The organism is Chromobacterium sp. FG89 (assembly GCF_057808735.1).
Window position 1 is genome coordinate 128,185 of record NZ_JBMDIQ010000006.1, and the last position, 13,142, is coordinate 141,326.

General features: G+C 64.7%; 13 protein-coding genes. 1 reads left to right on the top strand and 12 read right to left on the bottom strand.

Features of this window, described 5'->3' with window-relative positions; translation table 11 throughout:
- Positions 1 to 33: 33 nt before the first annotated feature.
- The 5 genes from ACODRW_RS08140 to queC form a co-directional block, all read right to left on the bottom strand.
- Positions 34 to 309 carry a BufA1 family periplasmic bufferin-type metallophore gene (locus ACODRW_RS08140; RefSeq protein ID WP_166452120.1) on the bottom strand — a complete coding sequence of 92 codons (276 nt, stop codon included), beginning with the start codon at positions 307 to 309 and terminating at the stop codon, positions 34 to 36.
- Between the two features lie 163 nt (positions 310 to 472).
- Positions 473 to 733 carry a BufA1 family periplasmic bufferin-type metallophore gene (locus tag ACODRW_RS08145; RefSeq protein ID WP_107800082.1) on the bottom strand — a complete coding sequence of 87 codons (261 nt, stop codon included), beginning with the start codon at positions 731 to 733 and terminating at the stop codon, positions 473 to 475.
- A 292-nt stretch (positions 734 to 1,025) separates the two neighbouring features.
- On the bottom strand, positions 1,026 to 1,661 hold the full coding sequence (gene queE, locus ACODRW_RS08150; RefSeq protein ID WP_488905505.1) for a 7-carboxy-7-deazaguanine synthase: 636 nt from the start codon (positions 1,659 to 1,661) through the stop codon (positions 1,026 to 1,028).
- Positions 1,662 to 1,845: 184 nt separating this feature from the next.
- Positions 1,846 to 2,865, bottom strand: a complete 1,020-nt coding sequence (locus tag ACODRW_RS08155; RefSeq protein ID WP_255701206.1) for a 6-pyruvoyl trahydropterin synthase family protein — start codon at positions 2,863 to 2,865, stop codon at positions 1,846 to 1,848.
- A gap of 1 nt (position 2,866) precedes the next feature.
- Positions 2,867 to 3,565, bottom strand: coding sequence for a 7-cyano-7-deazaguanine synthase QueC (gene queC / locus ACODRW_RS08160; RefSeq protein ID WP_107800079.1), 699 nt, complete (start codon positions 3,563 to 3,565; stop codon positions 2,867 to 2,869).
- A 362-nt stretch (positions 3,566 to 3,927) separates the two neighbouring features.
- On the opposite strand from queC, the gene ACODRW_RS08165 reads away from it, so the two are divergent.
- Positions 3,928 to 5,040: a M35 family metalloendopeptidase gene (locus tag ACODRW_RS08165; protein WP_488905506.1), complete on the top strand. Its 1,113-nt coding sequence runs from the start codon at positions 3,928 to 3,930 to the stop codon at positions 5,038 to 5,040.
- A gap of 277 nt (positions 5,041 to 5,317) precedes the next feature.
- On the opposite strand, the gene dcuC is transcribed toward ACODRW_RS08165, so the two are convergent.
- The 7 genes from dcuC to ACODRW_RS08200 all read right to left on the bottom strand — a co-directional run bounded on the left by dcuC (position 5,318) and on the right by ACODRW_RS08200 (position 12,962).
- Positions 5,318 to 6,667, bottom strand: a complete 1,350-nt coding sequence (gene dcuC, locus ACODRW_RS08170; protein ID WP_488905507.1) for an anaerobic C4-dicarboxylate transporter DcuC — start codon at positions 6,665 to 6,667, stop codon at positions 5,318 to 5,320.
- 177 nt (positions 6,668 to 6,844) lie between these two features.
- Positions 6,845 to 7,366 carry a DUF5610 domain-containing protein gene (locus tag ACODRW_RS08175; protein WP_107800076.1) on the bottom strand — a complete coding sequence of 174 codons (522 nt, stop codon included), beginning with the start codon at positions 7,364 to 7,366 and terminating at the stop codon, positions 6,845 to 6,847.
- A 153-nt stretch (positions 7,367 to 7,519) separates the two neighbouring features.
- On the bottom strand, positions 7,520 to 8,158 hold the full coding sequence (locus ACODRW_RS08180; protein ID WP_227104251.1) for a DUF5610 domain-containing protein: 639 nt from the start codon (positions 8,156 to 8,158) through the stop codon (positions 7,520 to 7,522).
- A 424-nt stretch (positions 8,159 to 8,582) separates the two neighbouring features.
- Positions 8,583 to 9,659: a glycerophosphodiester phosphodiesterase gene (glpQ, locus tag ACODRW_RS08185; RefSeq protein WP_488905508.1), complete on the bottom strand. Its 1,077-nt coding sequence runs from the start codon at positions 9,657 to 9,659 to the stop codon at positions 8,583 to 8,585.
- A gap of 270 nt (positions 9,660 to 9,929) precedes the next feature.
- Entirely contained in the window at positions 9,930 to 10,946 is a 1,017-nt protein-coding gene (locus ACODRW_RS08190; RefSeq protein WP_235087481.1) for a Gfo/Idh/MocA family oxidoreductase, read from the bottom strand.
- A gap of 161 nt (positions 10,947 to 11,107) precedes the next feature.
- Positions 11,108 to 12,106, bottom strand: coding sequence for an inositol 2-dehydrogenase (gene iolG, locus ACODRW_RS08195; protein WP_253313954.1), 999 nt, complete (start codon positions 12,104 to 12,106; stop codon positions 11,108 to 11,110).
- Complete coding sequence (locus ACODRW_RS08200) at positions 12,096 to 12,962, bottom strand: MurR/RpiR family transcriptional regulator (protein ID WP_231461297.1); 867 nt, start codon at positions 12,960 to 12,962, stop codon at positions 12,096 to 12,098. Before ACODRW_RS08200 ends, iolG begins: the two co-directional genes overlap by 11 nt.
- Positions 12,963 to 13,142: the final 180 nt, after the last annotated feature.

A 13,142-nucleotide genomic window follows, 5' to 3' on the forward strand; every position in this document is an offset into this window, starting at 1 on the left:
GGGTCGCCCGTCCGGGCGGGCCCGGCGGCGCGATTAGGATTGCTTCGGCGGCGGCGTGGTGCGGCCGCCCAGGCCCTCGCATGTGCCCTTGGGCACGTTGTGCCACTCGTTGGGATCGTTGTCCACCTTGGCTTCGCCGGCGCAGTAGTGGGCGCCGTCGGCGGACGCGCAGTCGTTCTTGCCGGCCGGGGTGACGCCGTAGCATTTTTCCTTGGGCTGAGGCGCGTCTTCGGCCTGAGCCGAGGCGGCGACGCCCAGCGCGATGACGGCGCCGACGGCGGAAGCGAGCAGTTTGCGAGCGGTGTTCATGTCAGTCTCCTGTGAGGTGGGTGCGGGCCGGTTTGTGAGCGGACTCCAAGACCGGCGTTTGGCAAACCTCGCTGAGACTACATGGATTTGAAATTCGTTCTTTCAGATTTCGTTCAGATTCCGGCCGGCGCGCGACAAGGGCCGCGCTCCGGCCGGGTCCGGCTTACTTCTTGGGAGCGGTGCTGCCGCCCATTTTCTCGCAGCTGCCCTTGGCCACGTATTTCCAGTCGCCCGGGTCCTTGTCCGTCTTGGCCTGGCCGGCGCAGGAGTGGGCGCCGGTGGCGGACGCGCAGTCGTTCTTGCCTGCCTGGGCGATGCCGTAGCACTTTTCCTTGTCGGCGGCGGCCGCCGGAGCGGATGCCAGCGCGCCGATGGCGACGACGGCGCCGAGAGCGGATGCGATCAGGGTTTTGCTGGTACTCATGGTGGTTCTCCTGTTTAACGGCCTGTGGCCGAAACTTGATGGTGCGGATTATAAACGAGCCCGCGTTTCCCGCCCTTGCTTTCACCGGGTCGGACATGGATTGAGTCGGGGGCCTTGCCGGCTTCTTACACTGTAGATGCGATTTTTTGATTCACCGCGCCGCCTGGCCGCCCTTCTTGCCGGTAAGTCGGCGTCAAGGCGGTTCCATTACGGCGGAACGCGATTTTTTTGCGGGGGGAGCGAGGGGGCGAGGGAGGCGGATAAGGATTGGGCCCCGAAGGGCCCGGCAAGTTCAGCGGATATTGGTAACTTTATGTGTCTGCACCGACAGCCGCCAGTGCGGATGGGCCATGCAGTAGGCGATGGCGGCGCGGGTGTTGGCGGCGAGGTTCGGGCCGTCCATCGGTTGCAGATAGAAGGTGTCGAAGTCCAGCTGTTCGACGCTTTCCGGCGTCTGCGTCGCCTGCGGATAGACCAGCTTCAGTTCGTCGCCGCTTTGCAGCAGCAGTTCCGCGCCGGCCTTGGGGCTGACGCAGATCCAGTCCAGCCCCGGCGGCGCGGCCACGGTGCCGTTGGTTTCCACCGCCACCTCGAAGCCGAGCCGGTGCAGTTCGGCGATCAACTCGGCGTCCAGTTGCAGCAAGGGCTCGCCGCCGGTGCACACCACATAGGGCGCGCCGCCGGCGCCGGCCGGCCATTCCGCGGCGATGCGCTCGGCCAGCGCCGCCGCGCTCTTGAATTTGCCGCCGTCCGGGCCGACGCCGACGAAGTCGGTGTCGCAGAATTGGCAGACCGCCTTGGCGCGGTCCTCCTCGCGGCCGGACCATAGATTGCAGCCGGAGAAGCGGCAGAACACCGCGGCGCGGCCGGCCTGCCGGCCTTCGCCTTGCAGCGTGTAGAAGATTTCCTTGACCGTGTAAGTCGTCACAGCGCGTTCTCTAAATGTAATGAAGGGACAGGCTTAGAACGTGTTTACGATCTTGCGAGCTAAGGCGAGACAAGGCGAAAACGAGCGAAAAAGCGGAATGTACTCGTGGTACATGAGCACTGAGCTTGGTTTCAACGCCCATTTCATCCATCCCGCCGACGCGCAGCAGATCGTAAACAGGTTCTTACAGCAGCGGCCAGCGCATATCGTCGCGGAACATCAGCGACACGCCGCGCAGCTCCTGCTCCATCAGGTCGATGCGCGCCAGTTCCGGCACCAGCGGCGACAGATGGGCGTGCACCCACTCCGCCACCGAGGCGCTGTCGCCGCCGCGCACGCCGCTGAGCCGGTCCAGCGGATTGTGGTCCAGCTGGCGGTAGATGGGCTTGAAGCGGTCCTTGACGTCGCCGAAGTCCAGCAGCCAGCCCATGGCCTGGTCCAGCTCGCCGCTGAGCATCAGCCGGACCAGATAGCTGTGGCCGGTGTAGGCGCCCTGGTCGTTGAAGGGCCGGGCACTTTCAAAGCGCTGTTCCTTCCAGATGCGGAAGCGCCGGCCGTCGTACTGGCTGCCGGCGCTATGGGTTTCGCGCACCTCTACCCAGGCCAGGCCCGGCAGCGTGTCGGCCAGCCGCTGATGCAGCCATTGCGCCAGCACCTCGCTGGTGGGGTTGTCCAGGCCGGCGATGTCGTTGAGGTAGCGGTGATTGAGTTCCTGGAACAAGGGCCGCCAGGCGGCCTCCAGCCGCGGATGGCCGCTGAGCCTGGCGTCGGCGGCGAGACGCACGCCGAAACCGTGGCCGTGCAGACGGCCGCATTTATGGCCAGCCGGCACATGGGGCAGTTGATGGGCGGCCTCGAACTGAACCTGTATCCAGTTGAGGGCGAGGTCGCCGTCCAGCGTCACGCCGCGCTGCGGCGAGCTTTGCAGGCTCAGCGCCGCCGGGCAGGGCAGGGCGGCGGCGAGGTGGGCGGCCAGCGCCAGATCGTCGCATTGGCTCAGTTGGCGGTTCAGATCGGCGTAGTCCAGCGGCGCGACGGCGGCGTCCAGCGCCGCCTGCAGCCGCTCGTGGGCCGGGTATTGGGCGTCGGCGCGGGCGATGACGCGAAAGCTGTGGCCATGCGGACGCGCGGTGAGGTCGGACGCGCCGCTCACCTGCCGGGCGGCTTCGAAGCGGGCGCCGGCGATCAGGCTGGAGGTGTGCATCTCAGTCCTCCTGGCGGGTTTGGCAGCGGACGATCAGCGGGTCGGGCACGCCGGCTTCGGCGAAACCCTTGGCGCGCAACTCGCAAGACGCGCAATGGCCGCAGGGCGGCACCTGTCCGTTATAACAGGTGTGGCTCCAGGATAATGCGTCCATCGCGCCGACTTGTTGCGCCAAAGCCACGGTTTCCGCCTTGGACAGATACATCAGCGGCGCGTGCAGCTCCACTCGGCTGTCCATGCCCAGCCGCAAGGCCACTTCCAGCGCCTTGAGGGTGTTTTCGCGGCAATCGGGATAGCCGGAATAGTCGGTCTGGGCGACGCCGGCGACCAGGTGGCGCGCGCCGCGGGTATAGGCCAGCGCGGCGGCGAAGGTCAGGAAGATCAGGTTGCGGCCGGGCACGAAGGTGTTGGGCAGCGCGTCGTCGTCGCGGGCGCCGTCTTCCGGCGCGATGTCGGCGTCGGTCAGCGCGTTGCCGCCGATGGCGGCGAAGGTGTCGATGGGCAGCACGGTCTGGCGCACGCCGGCGAGCGCGGCGATCTTGCGCGCGCAGTCCAGCTCCACGCGGTGGCGCTGGCCGTAGTCGAAGGTGACGGCTTCGACATTGTCGCGGCCGAAGGTCTGCAAGGCCCAATACAGGCAGGTGGTGGAGTCCTGGCCGCCGGAAAGGACGACCAGAGCCTTTTCAGGTGTCTGATTCATTGTGTTCGCCATTCGATAAACAGTCGAAGGTTGAGATGCGGAGCCGGGCGCGGCGCGGGCCTGCCGGCATGTCGCCTGCCTGGATCGGTCTCACCAAGCAGGGCAACCCGCTACTTTAACCTAGAACAGGCTGTTTTATGAAGCGTGCCAAAAATCAGACAGCCGCCGATTTCGTGTCGGCAAGGCCGCTTTTCTTGATTGAAATCATGTCTTCGTCATGTAATTAATGACTTTCGCATTCGAAATATGTTTGCGATCCATTTTAATAAACACGTGATGACAAAGGGGTTGGAAGGGCTGGCAACGCGCTGTCGGGCCACAAGCGCGGCAGAGGGGCCGGTGTTTCCGCCAGGAGAAGATCAATGAAAAAAGTGTTGCCGATTGCCTTGTTCGTGATGGCTTTGGGGGGCGGCTTCGCCCAGGCGCATGATCTGCAAGTGAGCGTGGCCAAGCAGCAGGCCGCGGTGGCGGCGGATCAGGACGTCGAGGTGGTGTTGAATTACCGCAATACCGGCAAGGAAACCTTGCATATCTACAAATGGTACGTGCCGGGGCAGGATTTGCAGGAACAGATTTTCGAGGTCAGCCGCGACGGCAAGCCGGTCAGCTATCTGGGGCCGCGCTACAAGCGGGCGGTGCCCACCATCAAGGATACCGTGGCGCTGGCGCCGGGCGCTTCGCTGAGCGTCAAGGTCAAGGTGTCCGACTACTACGATATGTCGAAAAGCGGCCGTTTCGACGTGCGCTTCCAGGCGGCCAGCTCCCGCGTGCTGAACCGCGCCGCGCCGCAGCTGAACGCTAAGATCGCCTCCGGCGCGGACGCCGCCGTCGTCGCCGACGAGGTGCTGAGCTCCAATACCGCCAGCGTGTCGGTGGCCGGCCGCAGCAGCAAGCTGTTGAAACAGTCGCTGGACGCGCAACGCGAATGGTCCATCCTCAGCCGCAAGGCGGCCGCTTCCAGCGTCACTTACGCGGCCAATTGCTCGGTGACCCAGCAAAGCCAGACCAACGGCGGCGTCAGCGCGGCCATCAATATGGCCAACGATTCGGTCAGCTATCTGTCCGGTTCTCCGTCCGGCACCCCGCGCTACACCACGTGGTTCGGCAAGTACGCGCTGGCCAACTGGAACACCGCCAAGTCCCATTACGTCAGCATCAAGGACGCGCTGGACACCAAGCCGATCAGCATCGATTGCGGTTGCACCCAGGCCGGCACTTACGCCTACGTTTATCCTGCGCAGCCGTACAAGATCTATCTGTGCGGCGCCTTCTGGAACGCGCCGACCAGCGGCACCGACTCCAAGGGCGGCACCCTGGTGCATGAGCTGTCCCACTTCACCGTGGTGGCGGGCACCGACGACCACGTTTATGGCCAGGCGGGCGCCAAGAACCTGGCGAAGACCAATCCGACCCAGGCCTTGAACAACGCCGACAACCACGAATACTTCGCCGAGAACACCCCGGCCCAGCAATAAGCTTTCTCTTGCGCCATGAGAAGCGGCCGCCTGAGGGCGGCCGTTTTCTCTTCGGCGGGAACCGGGTTTGGCGGCGCTTCAAATACCTTATTGCTGAAGCGCAGCAGATCGGAAACGGGTTCTCAGAGCCTGTTCAAAGTCTCGCGAGCTAGGGCGAGACAAGGCGAAAACGGCTAAGGAAGCGGAATGTACATACGGTACATGAGCATTTCGAAGCTGTTTTCAACGCGCTTCTTACATCCATCCTGCCGACGCGCAGCAGACATTGAACGGGTTCTCAGGCCGGCACCAGCGCCAGCGTGCCCAATACCACAATCACCAGGCCGACGATCACCGGCACCGAGGTGCGCTTGACGATCTCGAACGGCGACACCTGGCCCATGCCGGCGCAGGCCACCACCACGCCGGACACCGGCGACACGGTGCGGCCCAGATTGGACGCCTGCAGCATGGGGATGGCGAGGAAGGCCGGGTTGATGCCGGCTTCGGCCGCCAGTTTGGGGATCAGTTCCACGAAGGCGTAGAAGGGCGCGTTGCCGGAGCCGGTGGTCAGCGCCGCCAGCGTGGTGATCGCCACCAGCACCAGCATCAAGACCATGGCGCCGGAGCCGAAGGACTGCGCCAGGCCGATCAACTGATTGATGAAGCCCAGCGCGGACAGGCCGTGGGCGAACACGCCGGCGGCCACGATCAGCATCACCACGCTGCTGAAGGCGTCGCCCATGCCCTTGTAAGCCACTTCCAGGCCGGCGAACACCGGCGCGGCGCGGCGATGGCGCAGGAATTCCACCAGCGCGGCCAGGGCGATGCACAGGATCAGCACAGTGACGATGTGCAGCTCCGGCGCCAGCTTGCCGTTGAACACCAGCACGCCGGCGATGGGCGTGAACGGCAGCAGGCAGTACAGCGCCGGCGCGTCGGTGACGATCTCGTGCACGTCCTGGCGCGTCAGCGGCAGGTTTTCCTTGCGGTCCAGATAGCGTTGCCAGAAGAAGTGGGCGCAGCCTATGCCGGCGATGGCCAGCAGCGAGATGGGCAGCGTGGTCTTGAAGGCGAAATCGATCAAGGGCATGCCCGAGGCCTGGGCGGCGATCACCACGTCGCCGGAGGTGGGCGACAAGATCAGCGCCGCCGGCGACGCGCAGATGGCCGCCGCTGCGCCGCGGCTGATGCCCATGTTCACCATCAGCGGGAACAAGGTGGCCATCAGCAGCACGCCCAGGCCGGTGGCGGACGACACCGCCAGCGACAGCAGGCAGGCGACGAAGTAGGCCGCCACCATCAGCACGTACGGCGACTTGATGCGGCTGAGCGGCTTGGAGGCCAGCTTGACCACCATGTCGTTGGCGCTGATATGGGTCATATAGCCGGCGAAGCCGCACAGCGCCATCACCATCAGGCCCAGGTCCGCGGCGCGGCTGCTGAGCAGGGATTTGACGAACTCGGCGATGTCCGTGGCGGCGTGGCCGGTGGCGGCCACGTTTTTGGGCAGCACCGGCATGCCTTGCAAGGCGGTGGCGATCAACAGCGCCAGACCGCCCAGCATCAGCACGCCGGTGGCGGAGTAGCCTTTGAAGATAGCCCGGCCCACCAGCAGCGTGACTATCGTGCCTATCAGTAATTCCATATCCAGCTCAATGTAAATAACAAAATTATAATTTACTAAAAAATACGAATGAGCATATTTCTAGATGAATCAAAATTGATATGGGGCAAGAACGCGGCGCTCGGCCGCGCTTAGGGAGGGCAGGGAGAGAGGGACAGGCGCCTGAAGCGCGTTCCGCGCTAGAGCCGGAATCGTTGCCTAGACCGGCGGCTGGCCGAAGTTGATCAGCGCCACCGTCACTTGCTCCTTGGCCGAGACCAGATCGTGGTAGGCGAGGTGCAGCATATTCATGTTTTCCAGCACCTGATGGGTTTCATTGAAGCCGCAGTCCAGGCTCTGCCGCGCGACGGCCAGGAAGATGAACAGCTGCTGCATCGGCGATTGCTTGGGGTGTTGCTGCCGGTAGAGGGCGTACAGCTGGTAGAAGTCGCGGACGATCCGTTCCGCCGCGTAGCCGGGATTGTGTTCCAGGCCCAGGCCGCTCAGCAGGTCCTTGCCCATCAGCGGCAGATCCAGCGCGCAGCTGAGCGGGTCCATCACCGCGTGGTGAAATAAATCCAGGAATTGCTTGTCGGCGGAAAAGCGGCTGTCGGCGCCGGGCTTGGCCGCGGCGGCCGCGGGCTCGCGCTGGCGGCCGTGTTTGCCGCCATGCTCCTGTTGCGAGAGCTGATGTCCGGCGGCGCGGCCGGCATGGGTCAGGGTAATGGGCAGGATGGGCATGACGGTCTCCTTGCGAGCATGCCGCCGGTCTGGCTGGCGGCGTTCGGTCGGAAACGCGGTGCGGATCTGTTTCGCTTCCCCGGCCATGACCTATTTTCGGCATGGTCGGGGAAAACTTTATTTTTAATTTAACGCTGCATTCAGTTTTAACCGTCAGCTTGTTGCCGCGGCGGCGTCGCTCTGGGTCTTGGGCTTCATGCTGGCGACGAAGTCGTCAAAGCCCTTGTTGACCAGATCGCGGGTTTTCTTGATCTCGTCGGCGATATTGCCGTTGAACACCTTGAGGCCGTTGAGGACGTCCACGGCCTCGGCATAGCCTTTCTCGAAGCCGCCGCGCACGATGTCGACGAAGTTCTTGGCCTGCTCTTCCTGGCTCAGTTCCGGATGTTGCTTGGCGTAGGTGCTGAAGAAGCTGAGCGCGCCGGACAGGATGCGCTGGGACGTGCCTTCCGGCGAATTGTCCTCGCTCATCTTCTGTTGCAGGATGTTGGGCGTTTGCTGCGCGCCCTGGGCGCTTTGGCCGTCGGACGCGGCCTGGGCGTCGCCGCCGCCGTTCAGCTGATCGGCCAGGATCTGGTTGATGCTGTCGATGGCGGTGCGGTAGAGCAGGGACAGCGATTTGCCGTCGGCGTTGGTGGAAACGTCCAGATTGGCCACCAGCCGCGCGTTCAATTGATTGCGCGCGGTGACGGTGCTGCTGACGTTCTGGCCGCTGCTGCTGGTCTGGCTCTGCTGGACGCTGGCGCTGAGCTGACTGCCGACGGACGGGTTGTTCACGGAATTGACGGACATAGTGCGCTCCTAAGCGGAAAGGGCGGTTGTGATCGACGGCCGGAAGCGGCGCGACGCCTTCATGCCCAAGGCGCTGTTGGTGTTGGTCGACCTGGTCTGAATCTGCTGTGTTGTTGGGGGCTTGCGCAGCGGGCGCAAGGACACCGAGGGCTGCCTTACCTCAGTATGGCCATATTTTCGGCCGGGCCCGCGGAAACTTGAGGCTTATTTCTGTGAGCGTGCGCATGCGGCAGGCAGAGCCCAGGCTGGCTTTGGGCCGGCCCGGCTCTGGCGTTGACAGCCGGCGGCTGCCGGCTTCGGAACGCGGGCTTAGGGCCGCTAACAAAAGCTCGCAGAGAACCTGAGCCAAGGCGCGCCGACGCAGGCAGTACAAGTCGTACGACAAGGAGGCGCAACGCAGGATCAGGGGTTTTGTTAGCGGCTCTTAGCGGTGCTGTTTCTGACGGCGCAGGAAGTCGACCGCCAGGTCCGGGAAGTCGCTGAAGGCGCCGTCCACCTGGGCGCGGTTGTACACCGCGTCCAGCAGCTGGTCCATATTCTTGGCGTAGGCCGGCAGCGCGTCCTTGCGCAGGGTGTAGGGGTGGATCACCAGGCCGTTGGCGTGCGCGGCGCGGCCCATGCCGGTGAGCTTGATCTTGCCCGGGGCGGAGGCCTTGTCTATCAGCATCGGGTATTGCGGGCCGATGCCGTCGGCGTACTTGGCGATTTCCTTCATGCCTTCCGGACGGAACATCCAGTCGTAGTTGTAGTTCACCCACTGACCGGCGGCGTTCTGTTCGAAAGTTTCCTGCCAGTCGGTGTAAGCGATCAGCTGCACCAGCTTGAGGTCCATGCCGGCCTTGGGCATCAGCTCGGTCTTGATGCGTTTCAGTTCGTTGAAGTCGAAGCACTGCAGGTAGACCTTGTCGTTCCTGCCGGTGTAGCCGTAGCGCTTGAGCACTTCCAGCGCCTTCACCGTGATGTCCTTGCCTTCCTGGCGATGGAACCACGGCGCCTTGATCTCCGGATAGATGCCGATATTGCGGCCGGTGGAGTGGTTCAGGCCCTGGATGAACTCGATTTCCTCTTCAAAAGTGTGGATGCGGAAATCGGACTTGCCCATGGGGAAGCGGCCGGGATAGCTCTGACGCTTGACGCCCTTGTCGATGTCGAAGCCTTCGGTGAAGCGCAGCGATTTGATTTCGGCCAGGGTGAAGTCGATCGCGTAATAGCGTCCGTCCTTGCGCGCGCGCTCGGGAAAGCGTTCGGCCACGTCGGTGACGCGGTCCAGGTAATGGTCGTGCAGCACGACCAGCCTGTCGTCCTTGGTCATCACCAGGTCCTGCTCCAGATAGTCCGCGCCCTGGGCGTAGGCCAGCGCCTTGGACGGCAGCGTGTGTTCCGGCAGGTAGCCGCTGGCGCCGCGGTGGGCGATGACGATCTTGTCCGCGGCCTGGGCGGACGCGGCCAGACCGATGGCCAGCGCGACGGCGGCGAGCAGGGGTTTGTAAGCGAATGACATGGCTTCTCCTTATATTAGGGTGGTTCGCAATGGGCGTTGGCGCGACGCCATGATCGGATGCGCGGATGTCGGCGTGATGAAACCCGGCCAGTCCATCGGCATCGTCATGGTTTTGTTTTGGTGAAAAGGAGTAGGACGATAGGGTATCGCCGCGCCGGCGGCAAGCCCCCCGGCGCGGTAGTTTTGAAGGTGATCACGCCTGTGCGGTGACCGCGAGGCAAGCGGTTTTCAACGCCGTATCGCCGACGCGCAGCAGATCGTAAACAGGTTCTACAACTCCACCGCCTGCCGGGTCCTCAAGGCCTCCGCGATGGCCAGGCCGATGCGGGTGGCTTCGCGGGCGTCGGCCAGGCTCAAGGCCAGCGGCAGGTCCAGGCGCGCGGCGTCGACGAAGTGCTGCAGCTCCAGCGTGAAGGCTTCGGCGAAGCGCTGATAGAAATCCGTCACGCATTCATTGCGCACGCCGTGGCGGTCGCTGATCTCCACGCGGTTGGCGCGCGGGTTGGCGCCCACGCTCAGCCGGCCCTGGGTGGCGAAGATCTCGGTCAGCGTTTCATGGCCGTGGGCCTGAGTGCGCGAGGCGTAGAAGCAGGCCAGCTTGCCGTCCTCGAACTCGCACATCGCCACGCCGTTGTCCACGTCGCCGTATTGCGCCAGCGCGCCGTGCACCGCGTTGACGCCGCTGGCCCATACCCGCAACGGACGCGGCGCGCCCAGCAGCCAGCGCGCCAGGTCGATGTCGTGGATGCTGCAATCCATGAAGATGCCGCCGCTGGCGGGGGCGAATTGCACGAAGAAGCCGCTGTCGTCGTTGAGATCGCAGGTTTGCGAGCGCACCAGATAGGGCCGGCCCACCAGGCCCTGCGCCAGCTTGGCGGCGGCGTCCTGGTAGCTGGGGTCGAAGCGGCGCACGAAACCCACCATGGCCTTGAGTTCCGGGCGGCGGGCGGCGGCGCGCTCCACTCGCAGGCAGTCCTCCAGATTCAGCGCCAGCGGCTTTTCGCAGAACACGTGTTTGCCCGCGTCCAGGCAGGCGATGATCTGCTCGGCGTGCAGCGCGGTGGGTGTGGCTAGCAGCACCGCGTCCAGCCCCGGTTCGGCCAGCAGGCCCTCCAGCGCGGCGTGGCCGGCGGCGTCGGGCAGTTCCCGGCGCGCCCAGTCCAGTTCTTCCGGCAGCGGCGAGCAGACGGCGATCACGCGCGCGCCGACGATGCGCTCGCGCAGATTGAGCGCGTGGCGGCGGCCCAGCCGGCCCAGGCCGGCGACGCCGAGGTTTAATGTAGACATGACAAGCCTCCCTGTTGAGTTGGAACCTGTTCACGATCTGCTGCGCTGCGGCGATACCGCGTTGAAAACCGCTTCGAAATGCTGATGTACCATTTGTACATTCCGCTTTCTCAGCCGCAACGCCTTGTCTCGCTCTTGCTCGCGAGATTGTGAACAGGCTCTTAGACCGGATCCAATTCGACGACCTGACCCGAGCGCCAGGAGCGGGTGGCGGCGTCGGCCAGTTCCAGCGCGCGCACGCCGTCCTCCACCGTGGTGCGCGGCGCGGCGCCGTCGCGGATCACCTCCAGGAAGTGGGCCATCTCGGCGGCGTAGGCCTGGCGGTAGCGCTCCAGGAAGAAGGGCTCCGGCAAGTCGGCGGCCACGGCGCGCTCGCCGTAGGCGATCACCTCGGTGGGCCGGTGGTTGCCGGCCTGCAGCATGCCGCGGCTGCCCAGCACTTCGAAGCGCTGGTCATAGCCGTAGGCGGCGCGGCGGCTGGTGTTGATCTGGCACAGCCGGCCCTGGCGGGTGCGCAGCGTCACCGCCGCGCTGTCGGCGTCGCCGGCGGCGGCGATGGCCGGGTCGCTCAGCGCGCTGGCGCTGGCGTGCACGCTGAGGACTTCGTCGTCCAGGATCCAGCGGCAGATGTCGAAGTCGTGGATCAGCATGTCCTTGAAGATGCCGCCGGAGCGGCGGATATAGTCCAGCGGCGGCGCGCCGGGGTCTCGGCTGGTGACGATCAGCATTTCCGGCGCGCCGATCTCGCCGGCGGCCAGCCTGGCCTTGAGCGCGGCGAAGGTGGGGTCGTAGCGGCGCTGGAAGCCGATCAGGCAGGGCACGCCGGCCGCGGCCACCGCCTGGGCGCACTGGCGCGCGCGCTCCAGCTCCAGGTCCACCGGTTTTTCGCAGAAGATGGCCTTGCCGCGCGCGGCGGCGGCCAGGATCAGCTCGGCGTGGGTGTCGGTGCTGGCGGCGATGATGACGGCGCGCACCGCGGGATCGTCCAGCGCTTGTTCCGCGGCGCAGGCCTCGGCGCCGTGGGCGGCGGCCAGCTCCCGCGCCGCCGGCGCGTGACTGTCCACCACGTATTTGAGCCGCATGCCCGGCAGGCGGGCTAGGTTGGCGGCGTGGATCTTGCCGATGCGGCCGGCTCCGAACAGCGCTGCGTCAATCATCATATCCTCCAGTCTCCTTGGTTTCTTCTATGTTCAGCTCCAGCCGGCAGGCCAGCGCGATGAACAGCGCCTGGCACAGGCAGATGGTGCTGGTCAGCGAACGGAAGGAGAAGGCCGAGCCTTCCCTGACCGTCAATACCGCGTCGGCCCCGCGCGCCAGCGGGCTGAGCTGGCTGTCGGTGATCACCAACTGCTTGGCCTTGTGCTGCGCCGCCACCCGCGCGCAATAGCGGCTTTCCTTGCCATAGGGCTGGAAGCTGATGGCGATCAGCACGTCTTGTTCGCCAATGCTGCGGATTTGCTGCGGAAACATGCCGCCCAGGCCGGACAGCAGATGCACTTTCTTGGCGGTGTGCTGCAAGGCGTAGGCGATGTAGGAGGCGATGGGAAACATGCGCCGCACCCCGGTCACGTAGATGTTGTCGGCGTTCAGCAGCAGTTCCACCGCCGCCTCCAGCTGCGCCTCGTCCAGCGCGGCGTCCAGTTCCTGCAGACCTTGCTGGCAGGCGGCGATGAAGTCCCGGGTCATGCCGGCGGCGGAGCGCTGCTCGTCGCGGCTGGCGATCAGGCTCTGAATGCGCTGGCGGTAATTGGGCTGCGGCGCGCCCTGTGGCGTAAATGCGTCACGGAACACGGCCTGCATATCGGAAAAGCCGGCGAAGCCGAAGCGCTGGGCGAAGCGGACGATGGCCGAAGGCTGCACCTCGCAAGCCTGGGCGATGTCGGTAATGCGTTGCAGCATCAGCGTGCCCCGGTGCTGCTCCACGTAGCCGGCAATCACTTTCAGCTGCTTGCTCAGCGTGTCGTATTCGGCGGCGATGCGCTGCATCAATTCCTCGGCGGGGACGGTGTTGGCCATGGGCGGGCTTTCCTAAGGTTTTGACCAGTATACGTTTTGTCCTTGTGTTCGAAAATAATTTTCTATTGAAAAACACATTTGGAAAATTATTTGCAGAATAGAGCGAAAGCTCTTAAGGTGATTTCACGCCCGACGCCAGACAGTGGCCGCGGCCGACACCATAGCGGGCCCCACGATGGG